13 protein-coding genes and 16 tRNA genes are annotated in these 14371 nt (G+C 45.6%); 6 read left to right on the top strand and 23 right to left on the bottom strand.

The annotated features are described in order from the left end of the window. Positions 1-3 precede the first annotated feature (3 nt). The 16 genes from QT979_RS04570 to QT979_RS04495 all read right to left on the bottom strand — a co-directional run bounded on the left by QT979_RS04570 (position 4) and on the right by QT979_RS04495 (position 1607). Positions 4-84, bottom strand: a tRNA-Leu gene (locus QT979_RS04570). 23 nt (positions 85-107) lie between these two features. Continuing rightward, positions 108-184: transfer RNA gene (locus QT979_RS04565), tRNA-Leu, on the bottom strand. A gap of 29 nt (positions 185-213) precedes the next feature. Then, a tRNA-Gln gene (locus tag QT979_RS04560) sits at positions 214-287 on the bottom strand. Positions 288-292: 5 nt separating this feature from the next. After that, positions 293-371, bottom strand: a tRNA-Gln gene (locus tag QT979_RS04555). Between the two features lie 10 nt (positions 372-381). After that, a tRNA-Asn gene (locus QT979_RS04550) sits at positions 382-456 on the bottom strand. Between the two features lie 6 nt (positions 457-462). Continuing rightward, positions 463-535 (bottom strand) — tRNA-Phe (locus tag QT979_RS04545). Between the two features lie 4 nt (positions 536-539). Continuing rightward, a tRNA-Ser gene (locus QT979_RS04540) sits at positions 540-626 on the bottom strand. Between the two features lie 8 nt (positions 627-634). Beyond that, positions 635-708: transfer RNA gene (locus tag QT979_RS04535), tRNA-Tyr, on the bottom strand. Positions 709-742: 34 nt separating this feature from the next. Beyond that, positions 743-824, bottom strand: a tRNA-Tyr gene (locus QT979_RS04530). Between the two features lie 13 nt (positions 825-837). Continuing rightward, positions 838-912: transfer RNA gene (locus QT979_RS04525), tRNA-Lys, on the bottom strand. 5 nt (positions 913-917) lie between these two features. After that, positions 918-991, bottom strand: a tRNA-Glu gene (locus tag QT979_RS04520). A gap of 6 nt (positions 992-997) precedes the next feature. Beyond that, a tRNA-Trp gene (locus QT979_RS04515) sits at positions 998-1072 on the bottom strand. Between the two features lie 3 nt (positions 1073-1075). Then, positions 1076-1150: transfer RNA gene (locus QT979_RS04510), tRNA-Met, on the bottom strand. A gap of 102 nt (positions 1151-1252) precedes the next feature. Beyond that, positions 1253-1326 (bottom strand) — tRNA-Cys (locus tag QT979_RS04505). After that, positions 1327-1401: transfer RNA gene (locus tag QT979_RS04500), tRNA-Glu, on the bottom strand. It lies immediately after the preceding tRNA gene. A gap of 132 nt (positions 1402-1533) precedes the next feature. Beyond that, a tRNA-Asp gene (locus QT979_RS04495) sits at positions 1534-1607 on the bottom strand. Between the two features lie 6 nt (positions 1608-1613). Between QT979_RS04495 and QT979_RS04490 the strand changes: the two genes are divergently transcribed. Together QT979_RS04490 and QT979_RS04485 are read left to right on the top strand one after the other, a co-directional pair. Beyond that, entirely contained in the window at positions 1614-1736 is a 123-nt protein-coding gene (locus tag QT979_RS04490; RefSeq protein WP_278187183.1) for a hypothetical protein, read from the top strand. 367 nt (positions 1737-2103) lie between these two features. Beyond that, a complete protein-coding gene (locus QT979_RS04485) occupies positions 2104-2928 on the top strand; it encodes a biotin--[acetyl-CoA-carboxylase] ligase (RefSeq protein ID WP_333308390.1) in 825 nt (274 codons plus the stop codon). 104 nt (positions 2929-3032) lie between these two features. Here the strand turns inward: QT979_RS04485 and QT979_RS04480 are convergent, their stop codons facing one another. Further along, entirely contained in the window at positions 3033-6647 is a 3615-nt protein-coding gene (locus tag QT979_RS04480) for an OmpA family protein (protein ID WP_333308388.1), read from the bottom strand. A 120-nt stretch (positions 6648-6767) separates the two neighbouring features. Then, positions 6768-7865, bottom strand: a complete 1098-nt coding sequence (gene pdxA / locus QT979_RS04475; RefSeq protein ID WP_333308386.1) for a 4-hydroxythreonine-4-phosphate dehydrogenase PdxA — start codon at positions 7863-7865, stop codon at positions 6768-6770. Positions 7866-7935: 70 nt separating this feature from the next. Between pdxA and petM the strand changes: the two genes are divergently transcribed. From petM to QT979_RS04460, 3 genes are all read left to right on the top strand, one after another. Continuing rightward, the gene (petM, locus tag QT979_RS04470; protein ID WP_172189541.1) at positions 7936-8040 is read left to right on the top strand and encodes a cytochrome b6-f complex subunit PetM; all 105 of its coding nucleotides are present in this window, start codon (positions 7936-7938) and stop codon (positions 8038-8040) included. Between the two features lie 197 nt (positions 8041-8237). Then, complete coding sequence (locus tag QT979_RS04465) at positions 8238-9215, top strand: NmrA family NAD(P)-binding protein (RefSeq protein WP_333209055.1); 978 nt, start codon at positions 8238-8240, stop codon at positions 9213-9215. A 1-nt stretch (position 9216) separates the two neighbouring features. Beyond that, a complete protein-coding gene (locus tag QT979_RS04460) occupies positions 9217-10134 on the top strand; it encodes an NAD(+) kinase (RefSeq protein ID WP_333209053.1) in 918 nt (305 codons plus the stop codon). A 104-nt stretch (positions 10135-10238) separates the two neighbouring features. Here QT979_RS04460 and QT979_RS04455 read toward each other — a convergent pair whose 3' ends face one another. The 5 genes from QT979_RS04455 to era form a co-directional block, all read right to left on the bottom strand. After that, complete coding sequence (locus tag QT979_RS04455; protein ID WP_333308384.1) at positions 10239-10772, bottom strand: hypothetical protein; 534 nt, start codon at positions 10770-10772, stop codon at positions 10239-10241. A 315-nt stretch (positions 10773-11087) separates the two neighbouring features. Beyond that, positions 11088-11948 (bottom strand): DUF4238 domain-containing protein, encoded by an 861-nt coding sequence (locus QT979_RS04450; protein WP_333308382.1) that lies wholly within the window; start codon positions 11946-11948, stop codon positions 11088-11090. Between the two features lie 42 nt (positions 11949-11990). Beyond that, the gene (locus tag QT979_RS04445; protein WP_333308380.1) at positions 11991-12080 is read right to left on the bottom strand and encodes a DUF5615 family PIN-like protein; all 90 of its coding nucleotides are present in this window, start codon (positions 12078-12080) and stop codon (positions 11991-11993) included. Continuing rightward, a complete protein-coding gene (locus tag QT979_RS04440; RefSeq protein ID WP_333101609.1) occupies positions 12077-12307 on the bottom strand; it encodes a DUF433 domain-containing protein in 231 nt (76 codons plus the stop codon). Before QT979_RS04440 ends, QT979_RS04445 begins: the two co-directional genes overlap by 4 nt. A gap of 143 nt (positions 12308-12450) precedes the next feature. Beyond that, entirely contained in the window at positions 12451-13362 is a 912-nt protein-coding gene (gene era, locus QT979_RS04435; RefSeq protein WP_333308442.1) for a GTPase Era, read from the bottom strand. Positions 13363-13871: 509 nt separating this feature from the next. Here era and QT979_RS04430 point away from each other — a divergent pair. Then, positions 13872-14303, top strand: coding sequence for a hypothetical protein (locus QT979_RS04430; RefSeq protein WP_333209032.1), 432 nt, complete (start codon positions 13872-13874; stop codon positions 14301-14303). Positions 14304-14371 lie beyond the last annotated feature (68 nt).

Below are 14371 nucleotides of genomic sequence, written 5' to 3'. Positions count from 1 at the left end.
TCATGCTCCTGGTGAGACTCGAACTCACAATCAAAATAGAACAGATTTTAAGTCTGCCGCGTCTGCCAATTCCGCCACAGGAGCAAGTAGAAACTTAGTTGAAAATTTGGTACTCCCGGTGAGATTTGAACTCACACACCACAATTTTTGAAATTGCGGCCTCTGCCAATTGGGCTACAGGAGTGTAATTTATCTGCTTTGGTAATAGCAGAACTGGGAAGGCAGGGATCGAACCTGCATTTTGCCGCTTTCAAAGAGCGGTGCCATACCGATTAGGCGACTTCCCAATTATTGGGTGCCGGGGTAGGCTTTGAACCTACAGAAACTCCTATTTCAGAGATAGGCGACTTTACCAATTTGTCTACCCGGCAATTAAAAAAATGGCTGCCCCAGTAGGACTCGAACCTACAACCTAGCGGTTAACAACCGCTTGCTCTACCATTGAGCTATAAGGCAACGCAATCCCCCAAGTCAGTATCGAACTGACGACCTCTTGTTCTTCAGACAAGCGCTCTACCAACTGAGCTATCGGGGGAAAACGGAGAAGGAGGGATTTGAACCCTCGACGGCTGTTAAACCGCTCTTTCTTAGCAGGAAAGCGCCTTAAGCCACTCGGCCACCTCTCCTCAGCGAGCGAGAACGGAGGGATTTGAACCCTCAATCTTCAGTTTTATTAACTGAGATGTTATCCGGCTACACCACGCTCTCAAAATTGCAACTGCGGATTAAATGCAGTTACAAATGGGTCGGGCTGGAATTGAACCAGCAACGCTTTAAGCTACTGTTTTACAGACAGCTACCCACGCCAATAGGAGGGCCGACCCAAGATAGAAATTTTGGTAGGTCGTCGAGGAATTGAACCTCGATCCATCCGCTTAAAAGGCGGCTGCAAAACCATTCTGCCAACGACCCACGAGAAGTGCTGACGGGAGTTGAACCCGCAATCACTTGGGTGAAAACCAAGCGGCTTAAACCATTTGCCTACAGCACTATAAATTGGCACAGGAACTGAGATTTGAACTCAGAATGCTGGTTTTGGAGACCAGAGTGTTGCCAGTTACACCATCCCTGCTTTTGGTGGCAGCGGCGGGATTTGCACCCGCATTGACCAAGGTATGAACTTGGCGCTTTACTATTAAGCTACGCTGCACTGTCACTTTCACTTCGTTCCTTTTCAAAGTTAAAAAATTCAATTAAAAGACTGTTAGTTTAATCTTTTAATTTCTAATTTTTAATTTCTGATTGGGAACAGAGGTTAGGGCGGGATTTGAACCCGCGAAAATCGGTTTTGCAGACCGACGCTTTGAGCCACTCAGCCACCTAACCTGGGAGTCCCGACGAGGTTTGCACTCGCAATCTTCTCCTTGAGGGGGAGACGGCTTGACTTTTGCCTACGGGACTTTGACCCCCGCCGAAAAACGGATACTTGCTTTCCGACAGGAGGTGTGGATTTTAGACCAAAGTTCCAATTCCCAGATTCTTCTCCTGTGGAGTAAATCTAAAATCTAAAATCTAAAATCTAAAATCGAGTGACGGGAGTAACGAGACTTGAACTCGCAACCTTTCGCTCGACAGGCGACTGCTCTGACCGATTGAGCTATACCCCCGCGAAAATGAACAATATTCTGTCCTTGAATTACTCAAGTTGGGACGGGGTGGCGGTTGATTCCGCGTACTACAACCCGATCGGGCTATTGTTGCCGGAGTCTACACCGCCGATGTCCACAATTATGTGACATGATTAACTTCCTATTCAGTTTTCAAGGTTCATATTGCTTGAGGGGCAAGGCTTTGAAGCTCTTTCCCCTTCGCCATACATTTATACTACATTGCGTAATACAAGACTGTCAAGGGGGTAATACAACTTTTTTTTAAATTGGGTTTTTTAAAGGGGTGTTGATCGCTCCCCCCAACCCTCTACGTTCGCCAAAACCCTTATAAATAAAGAGATATTGCGGCTCAACTGATGTTGTAGCGTAAGGTAAATCTGATGCTGAAACTGTACTACACTCCAATTTCGCAGAATTCTCGCCGTCGCGCGAGGTGGCACTTCTGGAAAATGCGATAATCAGCTTTTAGATATCAAATACTACAAATCAAACCTTGTCGGAATTGCCCTTAACTCCCGTGCCCGCATCCCCAGAACCCGATCGCCCAAACGTCCATCACTGGCTACACTCGTTAGATACCTGTCCGAGTACCAACAGTTGGGCGATCGCCCGCGCGGCCCAACTCCACCACGGAGATGCAGTATTTACGAAGCGACAAACCAGCGGGCGCGGCCAACACGGGCGCACCTGGCACGCCCCAAGCGGTGTCTTGACTGTTAGTTTTGTACTCGAAAACCTCAACCCTACTCTGTTGCCGGGACTCAGTTTAGCAGCGGGTTTAGCGGTGATTTACGCGATCGAAGATTTAGTTCCTGACTGTCGTGATATGCTGCGCCTGAAATGGCCAAACGATGTCTGGATCGATCGCCACAAATTAGCCGGCATTCTCTGCGAAGCCTCTTCGGGCAATGCTTTGGGCAAAACTCGCGCAGTTGTGGGAATTGGACTCAACCGCTGCGTAGATTTCGCGGCTGCGGGATTGGATGAAAGGGATCTCGGCAATGCGGTAAGCTTGCATTCTATTGCTAGTACAGTACCAGATGAACTGTGTTTGCTCGATCGACTGCGGCACTATTTACTCGAACTAGCCGATATGTTTTCTACCACAGACAAGCCAGCCTCCAAGTCCGGTTTAGCGCTACTTTTGCCGGAATTGCGCCGCCGCGATGCGTTGATTGGCTGCCCGGTGGCGATCGAACTTTCCTCAGAAACCATCTGCGGAGAAGCCGCCGGCATTGATGGATGCGGCCGCTTGTTAGTATGCTTGGCGGGCGATCGAATACAAGCCTTTACCTCTGGGCGAGTTCGATTAATTTAAGAGGAAGAAGTCATTAGTCAGTAGTCATTAGTCAGTAGTCAACAGTCAACAATTCCCCATTCTCAATTACCAATTCCCAATTCCCAATTCCCCATTCCCTATTTCTAATTTATCACCTCAAATACTACCAATCTGCTCAGCCACAGCGGTTGATTGGCCTCCACACCTTCGGGACGACCCTTGGTAGAAGCAACTTGTATTCTGTTGCCATTTATCCCTTGTCTAACCAAAATATTTTTCACATTTGTCGCCCTTTCCAGTGCCAACTTTTGAGTTTCTACCGGAGTGCTTTTAAAATCGCTGTAGCCAACTACCCTTAAATTCTTCGTGCGATTTTTCTCCATATATTCCTTGACTTTGCTAAGCTTTTCTGCTACATCTTTCGCCTGCAAACTTGCCGAACCTGCACCGAAATATACGCGAACTGGCATTATTATCTTGGGTGGCGGTGGAGTTCCTATTATCACTGTATTTGTTACAGACTTCACCCCCGGAATTTTCTCAAAAGCTTGAGTTATTTTCTGAGCATCTGGTACTTTGCTTACGCTGCCTGCAACGGCGACTTTTCCCTCTGCATAGCGAGCTGAGATATTAATGCTTTCTACTTTATTCAAAAGAGCTGCTGTCCGCTTGACATCGGCTTCGACTAAAACCGGATCTGGCGGTACTTCAACGGCTATAATTTTATTTTCAATTCTTGATTGGGGAGCCACTTGCTGAGCGATTTTTTCCGCTTTCGATCGCAGATTTTGATTCGGCACTCGTCCCGAAATCTCCAATACTCTATCTTTAACATCAGCCACGAGGCGATAAACTGATAAATCGGGAGCAGATTGTAATGCTAAATTTGTATCTGCTTCTAAGCTCGCTGCAACTCTGCTGCGGTATTGATGAATTCCCCAAGGTACGCCAATTAAACCTAACGCTGCCAAACCGATCATGGGTAAAATTGGACGTTTACGAGATTTAACTTTTACCTCTGTATCGATTAATTTTTGCAATTTCGAGTTTACTTCGGGTGGCACAGTCGCTGGATCGCCGTTGAATGACTGGATTCGATCCCCGTATTCTTGAACAATATTGTTGAATATCGATCGCATTTTATACTTAAACCACTGGCGGGTTTCTCCTTGCATAACTACGGCCAGATAACACGAACCCGCTACTTCCAATACTATCTTAGATGTCCCGTATTCTATAGCATCAATCTCTGCAATATTTCCCGACTGAGATATGCAATCGTTAACAAAAGCCCGAATAGCAGTCAGCATCCCTGCTACCATCTCTGATTCTAGCTGTTCGCGTTCAGACTTCTGCACTGCTGAAATTACTAAGCCCGATTGCGTTTGAATTAAAAAAACCGCTTTAACACTCAGTGGTGTTGTTTCTTTCATCAGCAATTCTGCTTCAGAAATGCCCTGTAATTTGGCTTTAATTTTGCGACTAATTCCCTCTAGACTTAAAGATGCTTCGAGTTTTTCATTAATCTCCCGCATCATCTCGGCAATGTATTTTAAAATCGTGCTGCCGATGATCGGATAAAGTGCATCCGACATTGCTTCTCGCTTGAGATGAATTTGCTGTTTGATAGCGGCGGCCATTTCCGGCGCGATCGCCATGGCAATTTCATCGGGCGATTCACTCATTCTGTGGCTGATTCCCACAGTCAGAGCCGGCGATATGGCTACTCCCATCGATTGTCGATTTTCTCGGGTTTTGGTATTAATTATTTCATCAATTATCGGAGCTATGGTTTCGACAAATGATTGTTTCGACTCATTAATGGTTTGGAGCATCATTTCGGGAAACATGATTTTAATTCGGGCGATTAATTCTTCCCGATCGCCTCCCCATTCAGCATCAGTAATTTTGCGATCGAGTTCCCCTACTTTATCGTTGAGTCTGTAATTATAACTTACAACTTCATCTAACAATGGTAAAATAGATTCGATGACCGACTTTTGTAGTTGGGCGTGATGGCTAACCATCAGCTCATCAATCAAAGGTTTCAGTAAATCGGTAAACAAGTCTGTGGATTCATAAATCCGGTGTTCGATCGCCACAATCTGTTGTTCGATCTTCCCGAGTCTTTGATCGATATTTTTATTCTGAATGATGGCATCGACAGCGGGGGCGATCGCAGATTCTATCTCTAGCTTTGCTTCCCCGATGTTTCGAGACAGCATTTCTACAATCACTGGCATTATTCTTGCCATCAACCCTTCTATCTCGGCTAAAACTTGCTGCTGAACTTCGACAATCTTAGTTTCATTATTTAATATTTGTGCTGCAATACCGCTGTTTTGAATAGCAGTGTTGACACCAGGTGCGATCGCCTCTCTCAACTCTAACTTTGTCTCCTCGATTTTTCTGTTCAGCGACTCAATCATTAACGGCATTAACCTTGCCATTATATCTTCCGGCTGAGTTTTTTGCTGTCGCTGAAGATTATTGAGTCTACTTTCTACGTCGCTCAATTTTCCTTGAACTTCTCTTTGAAGAATTGCTGATTCTATCAAAGGTTGGATCGTCGCTGCTACTTGTAATTTTGATTCATCGATTTTCTGATTCAGCAAATCAGTTATTGCCGGCATTAGCATCGCCATTATCTCTTCAGGCTTCTGAATTGGCGACTGTTGCGTAGCCGCCAGTCGGCGTTCGATGATGCTCAATACTTTTTCTTCTATTTCTACCCAAGCTATTCTTACCTGTACTGAGGGAGCAACAGCTTCTACAATCTCTAATTTTAATTCACTAATTTTCCGGTTCAGCAAATCGCTAACTACTGGTACTAGCTGCTTGATTAAATCTTCCGGTTGCTGCTGGTAACGCTGCTGAATATTCGCTACTCTATCTTCAATTCTTACTACCTGTTCTTCAAGTCCGTTTTGATTGTGAATTACTTGATTGACTCTCGGTGCGATCGCCGAAGCTACCTCTAACTTAGACTCCTCTACCTTACGGTTTAGCAGATCGCCCACCACTGGCATCAGCCGTTGGATTAAGTGTTCTGTATTCGGCAGTGGCTGCTGGTTCAAGTTAGCAATTTGATTTTCCCAATCTGCTAATTTTGCCTCCAACTCGATCGGATTAATTTTATTATTGCTCGCGAGGTCGATCGCCTTTTTTAATTCCGACTTCAACTCCTCTAATTCTTCTCTGACTAACTCAGGAATTAACGGCCTCAGTAAAATCATCAACTCTTCGGGTTGAGACATCAGCTTTTCAAAATTTTCTAACCTTTGTTCCACGCTCAAAACATTACTGTAAAATTCCGGTAAATCTCTTTCAAACAGTAGTTGTTGCAACTGTTTAAACTGCTCAACTGCTTGTTCTAATTCTTCCTCCGACTGCCGATTATTTTTTGCTACCTTCCCGGCTATAGATAAATCTGGTTCCTCATTATTGTTTTCTCGTCTTTGAGATGGGATCTCTTCATCGTTAGTTAATACTTCCGGTACAATACTCGGTGATTCGATCAGGAAAGACAATTGTTGGCGCCGATTTTCCTCATCCTCTAATCGCTGAACAGACTTTTCCGAAAGCGGTAATTTCAGCTCGCTTGGCTCTTTTTTGGATTTCTTTAATAACTGAAATTCAGTCAATATGGTTAGCAATTCCTGAAGTTGCTCTCCAGCTTTAGAACTTGCCAGAGTTGCATCAGAAACCTCTTTTTCTGACTGATATATTTTGCCGGAATTATCATTAAATGCTGCCATACTGCGCTACCAATAGTTGATTTTAATCGACCGAAGGAAATTACCAGCTTGCTTGCCGCCTCACCCCAGCGAAAATCAATAGGAATGACACAATTGTTCCAAGCGTCAGGCGTACTAAACCTATCGCCCTATTTTAACTGCTGTTCTGCGACTAGCCAACTGGGCGGCAAACTGCAATGCTGCCTTCATGCTGGAGGCATCTGCAATCCCTTGACCTACAATATCAAAAGCTGTGCCGTGATCCGGAGACGTGCGGACAAAAGGCAAGCCAATTGTAGTGTTGACTGCTTTATCGAAAGCCATCAATTTTACTGGAATCAACCCCTGGTCGTGGTACATTGCCAAGTAACCGTCGTGAGCTTCCTTGGCTAAACCGTACCAAACTTTAGCCGGTTTTACCCACAGGGTATCAGGGGGGACTGGCCCGTCTAACTGCACTTGAGGAAAGCGATCGCGCTGCGTTTCCAACCAAGGTATCATCCAGTCTTGCTCTTCATTTCCTAGCTTGCCGTTTTCGCCGCTGTGAGGATTTAAGCCAGAAATCGCAATTTTCGGTCTTTCCAGCCCAAAATCTTCCCGCAAACACTCTACCAGCAATTCTAGTTTTTCGCTGAGTAATTCTGGACTCAACGCATCGGGGACTTGACGGAGGGAAATATGTGTGGTAGCCAGTAAAGTTACCAGCGTCCAGCCACTGTGTGGAGATGTGGCGGCAAACAGCATTCCGAACCGCTGCGATTTCGCCCTTTCTGCGAGGAGTTCTGTTTGTCCGGGATAATTGTAACCGGCAGCCTGCCAGCAAGTTTTGGAAATCGGGCCTGTGACGATCGCGGAAAATTCGCCGGCGAGGGTAAGGGCGATCGCACTTTCCATATAAGCAAAGCTAGCCGCCCCGCTAGCTGCACTCCCGACACCGGGTACTATTTCGCCCCACTTGCTGTCTGGTTCGATATCAATAATATTTAATGTTTCGGGATTTACCGCTTCTGCTGCGGGATTGCTCGATCGCAACTTATCGTAAGTTTGCTGCAAAACTCTCTTAGATCCGAAAACCGTCACCATCAAAGCAGCAGCGGGATCTGCCAATGCCTTGAGAATCACTTCCGGGCCAATTCCCGCCGGATCTCCCAGAGTTACAGCTAGTTTTGATTCCCGATCGAGACTCAAGGCAGTTTTCTCCAACAAAATACAGGAATTGCGGCACTGAAATTTTAGCATTCATGTACCGGGTTGCCCCAAATTATATTATCTTTATTTAATGCGATCGCCCAATTAGACTTATCAAATCATGAATCCTGAAATTTTCAATGCAGCCTTTTTGTCCTTTTCCCTAATTTTCGTGGGTATAGGTGGAGGCTTCCTCCTGCTCAAATTGCAAGGCGGCGAAGAATAAGTTTTTTTCAACCAATCCTTCAGAAGCCTTCTACCTTCTGCCTTCTAGAGTCTACTTGCTGCCGAAAGCAAGCCTGCTGGCGAATATCTCAAGCCTAAAATGAGAAAATATCAGGTTTTTGTTAAGTTTGTTATAAAAACTTAACAAAAACCTGATACCATCTTATAGAAAGTTTAAGATTCATAATTAATCCCTAGATGACTTTATTGATTTTAGGTGCCACCGGCACTCTCGGCCGCCAAATAGCCCGCCGCGCCCTAGACGAGGGCTACCAGGTGCGCTGTTTAGTCAGAAGTTACAGAAAAGCTGCATTTTTGAAAGAATGGGGCGCTGAACTCGTACCGGGAAACCTTTGCCAGCCAGACAGTCTGCCTCCGGCCCTAGAAGGCGTCAGTGCTATTATCGATGCAGCAACAGCCAGTGCAGCAGATTCTGTCAGCATCAAAAGAGTAGACTGGGACGGAAAAGTATCGCTGATCCAAGCAGCAGCAGCAGCAGGCATCAAGCGTTACATATTCTTTTCCTTTCTCGACGCCGAGAAATATCCCCAAGTCCCGTTGTTGGAAATCAAGCGTTGTACCGAACTGTTTTTAGCAGAATCCGGTTTAGACTACACAATCTTGAGACCTTGCGGCTTTTTGCAAGGACTGGTGAGCCTGTATGCAATGCCGATTTTGGACAATCAGGCAGTCTGGCTGCCCAACAAGCCATCCGCCCTTGCCTACATGAACACTCAGGACGTTGCTAAATTTGCCGTCCGGGCTCTTTCGGTTCCTGAAACCGAGAAAAAAAGCTTTCCGGTGGTGGGAAATCGCGCTTGGGATGCTGACGAAATCGTGCGGTTGTGCGAACGGCTGTCAGGGAAGCAAGCCAAAATTACGCGCACCCCAGACGCCTTGTTGAAGGCTACTCGTAAATTAGCTACCTTCTTTCAGTGGAGTTGGAACGTAGCTGACAGATTGGCTTTTTCAGAAGTTTTGGCAGCCGGAAAACCCTTGAAAGCTCCGATGGATGATGTTTACAGTGTCTTCGGAATCGACCCCAAAGAAACTACTACTTTGGAGTCTTATCTCGAAGAATACTTTAATCTGATTATGAAGAAGCTCAAGGAAATAGAGTACGAGCAGCTTAAGACTAAAAAACGGAGTAAACAAAAAATGCCCTTTACATTTTAAAGTGCCGAAAGCAGGGATTATATACAACGACGTTAAACCTGTGGCTTGTCGCATCGCCGCAGAGTTGGAAGACAAGCTGACTGCCCGCGGCTGGGAGGTTTGCTCGGTTTCTGGTTCCGGAGGAATTCTGGGCTATTCTAGCCCCGATCGCCCCCTGTGCCACACTCAGATCGAACAACTCGTCCCCCCCGGTTTTGACAGCGACATGGAGTTTGCAGTGGTTTTGGGCGGCGACGGTACGGTGCTGTCGGCATTTCGCCAAGTCGCTCCGATTGGAGTGCCGCTGCTGACTGTCAATACGGGTCACATGGGCTTTTTAACAGAAACTTACCTGAACTTGCTGCCGCAAGCTTTGGAAAAGGTAATCGCTGGAGAATACGAAATAGAAGAAAGATCAATGCTAGCGGTGCGGTTGTTTCGAGAAAACGACTGCCTCTGGGAAGCCCTTTGTCTCAATGAAATGGTGCTGCACCGGGAACCGCTGACTTGTATGTGTCATTTTGAAGTGGCGATCGGCCAGCACGCCTCTATTGACATTGCCGCAGATGGAGTCATCATCGCGACTCCCACAGGTTCGACAGCTTACGCCCTTTCTGCCGGTGGCCCTGTCATCATTCCCGGAGTGCCGGTGCTGCAGTTGCTGCCTATTTGCCCGCATTCAATGGCTTCGCGGGCTTTGGTGTTTTCCAACACTGAGCCGATCAAGATTTTGCCGGCGAGTCCAAACCGCCTGGTAATGGTGGTAGACGGGAACGGCGGATGTTATGTTCTGCCGGAGGATTGGGTGCAAGTCGAGCGAGCTCAGTACCCAGCCCGCTTTATTCGGGTGCAATCTTTTGAGTTTTTCCACATTTTGCGGGAAAAATTGGGCTGGGGCTTGCCTCACATTGCTAAACCGAGTTCGGTTGAGTTGCCTTGATAGTTGTTGTTGACACTCCCCGACTATCAAGGTACGGGGATTGTTGGCTCAATCAGATGAACAAAGCCTTCTTGTTCAACGTGCCGAATTTAAGTCCTTGACTGCTATTCAGTAATGCGAATCGAATCTTGAATTTGCTGAACTTGCTTTTCCGTATCACTGTCGGAGTAAAGAGTCAGTAGCATAATTGTTTCTTTTTTCCCTGTGGCAACATAGGTGACAATGCCTGCGGGAAACCCGTCGTTATAGTCTTCATATAAGCGCACTGCTTTTTTGCCGTTAATCGTTAGACGTTCGGTTTTAGTCGTCGTCTTAGGCCAAGCTCTAGAATTCGGTTTTGTCGCGGTTTCCAGGTCTTCCTCACTGATGGTTGCAACCACGCGAATCAAACCCTTGGGGGCAAATCCACCGCCTCTGTTGGGGAAATTTTTGTTGTGTAATTCAAGGCTATTCGCACTTGCGCCCCTTGGATTTTCGAGCCAATTTCGGGGTGCTTTGAAGGTCAGATTGCCGATCGCGTGGGTTTTGAGCTGTGATTCTTGGGTTTGGGCTTGGGCGAGTAGGGTACTGTGTTCTACGAATAGGGTGGGTGTCGCGATCGCGATCATACTGGCGAGGATAGTCAGGAATTTCTTCATTGGCCATTATGTCCGATTGATAGTTTTAGCAAATATTATGCAGGCTTACAATGCCCGCCATGTTTCACGATTCAAGAAAAAGCCATTACCTTTCCCATTCGTACAAGTCAAACCGGCTGCCATTGCCTTACAGCTCTGTTTATTCTACCAATTTTCTGTAGGTCAAGCTCTCGATCGAGCTTCCGAATCATCTCCAAGGTCAGGCCGTGTTTACGAGATAACGATCGCGCTCACCGGACGCAAATAACATTCGCAACTTAACCAACAAATTTGGAACGTTCCGGTGCAGCGCGGTTGTTAGGCTCCCTCAAGCAACTAAAACAGCAATGCTTTAAATTCCTCGCATATATTTTCCCTAAAACGTTCAATACAATGCAAAGAATTTTTACTTTCTAAAATGCATCTCCAATAAGAAGTACCTGATTGACAAAAATTAGATATATGACTTTGATGGGTTCCCTGCCAAATGTTTTGTAGGGTATCTTCGCTTTTAGCAATATTGAATCTAACTGAGGCTAAAAATTCTAACTCATTGATGCATATGGAATCTAAAAGATTGAAGGACGATTGAGAATCGTTGTCTAGTTGTTGATAAAACAAGCAATAATCAGGGCTTATAGGGAAATAAATTCCTTCTGCTGTTGGAGACCATAGTACGGGGGAATCCGAGATAATAAAATTTACACCTTGAGTAGCTCTTATAAGCTCCAATTTGAAATTAGAGATAATTTCAGATATGCGTTTAATATACTCTCCCTCTAGTAAATTTAATCCTTGTATTTGCCTTGCATCTTTGTCGTTTTGAGCTAGAAATACAGCGATATTTTTTACTGCAGGCGATCTCATATATTGATAAACAACATACGTTGCAAGTTTTGCTCTATCATCATCGTTCAATACATCGATATTGTGTTGCTCAACTAATTTTTTTATAACTGGAGCGATTTCCCCATCAATTTTGTCAAAAACCTGCTTGTCATAATCAAGAGTGTTGCTTGTATTTTCATCTTCTATATCTAAAGAGAAGCTATAAAAACTTTTTTCAGCACACAGATTATCGACACTGCTACTGATAATTTTTCCATTTTGATCTTTCATCAAACAAAATACACCTTGAGTCTTGACAAAATTTCTGAGGATTGAGCGGGGAACATAATGCGGATTATACTTCTTCATATTTTCGTTGTTCAGAACTTGCAATATTTGACCGGACTCATACTATTTCTGAGAGGTTAGCGAATTTGGGAAAATATCGCTCAAACGATTCGGCAACTTGGGCGACAAATTTTCATCAAAAAGTAATTTCATGCGGATAAGGTCGCCGTCATAAACCGACGCTCGCGGTCAGCAGCATAAGCAATGCAGGCTTTTAAATCTTCTCGCGTCAAATCGGGAAAATCGTCGATAATTTCCGCTTCGGTCATCTCGGAAGCCAGGTACTCAAGCACTTCATAAACCGTAATTCGCAAGCCGCGCACACAAGGCTTACCACCGCGTTTATTTGCTTCGATCGTGATGTGGTTTCGGTAGTTCATAGTTGGAATTATCGTCATTGCGTTCTCGACCTTTGCAAAAACTTAGCCTGGGGCTGCGGATCTGGCCAGGTTGTCAATCTTGTTTTTAATCTGCTTCTGAGCACATCAGGATTAAGAGAGGGAAACTGCCAACAGATAAAGTTTTATTCTTCTACCCGATAGCCCAATTCCGCCAAACGAGTGCGAGACTGCCGCCACTTCGGCTGCACCTTGACAAATAACTCCAAATACACTTTGCCTTCAATTAACTTTTGAATCTGTTCCCGGGCCGCACTGCCGATCGACTTGAGCATACTGCCGCTTTTACCGATTAAAATGCCTTTTTGGGAATCCCGTTCGACGTGAATTGTCGCCAGAATGCGAGTTATTTTTGCTTCTTCTTGAACTATGTCGATCGCAATTGCTACGGAATGCGGCACTTCTTCCCGCGTCAGCAGCAAAATCTGTTCCCGAATCAATTCGCCCATAATAAAGCGTTCCGGCTGGTCAGTCACCAAATCTGGCGGATAATAGTAAGGCCCAGCCTCCAAATGTTCGATTAACAATTGTTGCAGCGGCTCGACACCCTCGCCCGTGAGAGCGGAAAATTTCACCACCGGCCACTCAGGATTGACAATTTGCTCGTAAGTTCGATCGATCAACACGGAATCCTCCGGTTGTTCGTCCAACTTATTCATCCCCAAAATCACCGGAACTTTGCAATTGCTGAGAATTTCGACAATATATCGATCGCCCCCTCCCGATTCCACGGAACCATCCACCACAAACAGCACCACATCCACCGACTGAATCGCTGTGCGGGCATTCTGCACCAAAACCTTGCCCAATTGGTGGTGCGGCTTGTGAATTCCGGGAGTATCTACAAAAATAATTTGTGCTTCCGGTGTCGTTAGGATGCCCCGCAGCCTGTTACGTGTCGTCTGAGACACCGGCGAAGTAATCGCAATTTTCTGCCCCACCAACTGATTCATCAGCGTTGATTTTCCGACATTCGGGCGTCCGACAATACCCACAAAGCCCGATTTGTAACCCGCCGGAGCCGCGGGAACACCCATAATGTCCGATACGTCGATAAATTTACTGTCTTCCACTAAAATCACCTATTTTCAAGCCCCTTCTCTGTCTATTGTCGCCTGAAAATACTCAAACGGCCATTGGTGCACTCTAGCATCTTTCTCGCCCTGGTATAGCGCGCCACACTCAAAGCTCGATCGAGCCACAAACCAGTGTTAAAACGTGATACGCGAGCGGCAAAACTTGATATCTGAGACAAAATTTGATAAAGTTCCAATGACATCGCTCAAAAATGAATCATTCTGGTAAAACCGACTCCCCAATGCTGTAACAACTTCAGATGTGTAAATGTCTAACTCAACTGAAACTCTTTTACAGTTTGTCATGCCAACCAGTTTTAACATTTTTGAAGATGTTTGGTAATAAATTAGGTAAGTTGAACTCAAACTCAAAAGCTCAATATCATCAGGCGCTTTCTCAATAAAAGCTAGTGTCTTTTGAGCATACCTAAATTAGTGCTAATCGTCATAAAGTTGAGGAGATGAATCAGATGAAATCGAAATTATTTTGGAGTTGCTGCACCGTTTTGGTAGCAAGCTTGCCTGTTTCCGCCTTGGCTCAAACAAGCCCTCCTACAAGCCCTCAAGCAGGTATTGACTACAAGGGTGGCTCTAAGAATTACCAGTTGGTACCGGGCAGAATCCAGGACAGAACCTTGCCCAGAGCCTTTGACTTTCCCATTATTACCAATGTTGGTACTGACACTAGCATCACCTCGGATTTCCTAATTACCGATCAGTTTCGTGCCCCAGCGGGTCGTACAGAATACACCGGAGCTCTCACCGCCTGGGCAACATCAATCAGAGAATGTCTGGCCAAACAACCACTCTTGATTCGAGCCAGCACTAAGAACCCGATTCAGATTAATGGTAGAGTAGGCACGATTGTCAGAAACGCAAATAACCGTGCAGTTTGCAAATAAGCCAGCAATATCACGGCGGCTAAATTGACCGTAATTGCTGTAAGGGCGGGTTCACCAATATCTCCCAT

The sequence above is a fragment of the Microcoleus sp. w2-18bC1 genome (genome assembly GCF_036700365.1).
In the GTDB taxonomy this organism is placed as follows: domain Bacteria; phylum Cyanobacteriota; class Cyanobacteriia; order Cyanobacteriales; family Microcoleaceae; genus Microcoleus.
The sequence above is the reverse complement of the archived record's forward strand: the minus strand, read 5'-3'. Positions and strand labels throughout refer to the sequence as shown.

Bases quoted from the DNA above. Each gene is read 5' to 3' on its own strand.
- QT979_RS04430 (WP_333209032.1), top strand. From the start codon at position 13,872: ATGAAATCGAAATTATTTTGGAGTTGCTGCACCGTTTTGGTAGCAAGC.
- QT979_RS04450 (WP_333308382.1), bottom strand. From the start codon at position 11,948: ATGAAGAAGTATAATCCGCATTATGTTCCCCGCTCAATCCTCAGAAAT.
- pdxA (WP_333308386.1), bottom strand. From the start codon at position 7,865: ATGCTAAAATTTCAGTGCCGCAATTCCTGTATTTTGTTGGAGAAAACT.
- QT979_RS04465 (WP_333209055.1), top strand. From the start codon at position 8,238: ATGACTTTATTGATTTTAGGTGCCACCGGCACTCTCGGCCGCCAAATA.
- QT979_RS04480 (WP_333308388.1), bottom strand. From the start codon at position 6,647: ATGGCAGCATTTAATGATAATTCCGGCAAAATATATCAGTCAGAAAAA.
- era (WP_333308442.1), bottom strand. From the start codon at position 13,362: ATGGGTGTTCCCGCGGCTCCGGCGGGTTACAAATCGGGCTTTGTGGGT.
- QT979_RS04490 (WP_278187183.1), top strand. From the start codon at position 1,614: ATGAACAATATTCTGTCCTTGAATTACTCAAGTTGGGACGGGGTGGCG.
- QT979_RS04455 (WP_333308384.1), bottom strand. From the start codon at position 10,772: ATGAAGAAATTCCTGACTATCCTCGCCAGTATGATCGCGATCGCGACA.
- QT979_RS04440 (WP_333101609.1), bottom strand. From the start codon at position 12,307: ATGAACTACCGAAACCACATCACGATCGAAGCAAATAAACGCGGTGGT.
- petM (WP_172189541.1), top strand. From the start codon at position 7,936: ATGAATCCTGAAATTTTCAATGCAGCCTTTTTGTCCTTTTCCCTAATT.
- QT979_RS04445 (WP_333308380.1), bottom strand. From the start codon at position 12,080: ATGAAATTACTTTTTGATGAAAATTTGTCGCCCAAGTTGCCGAATCGT.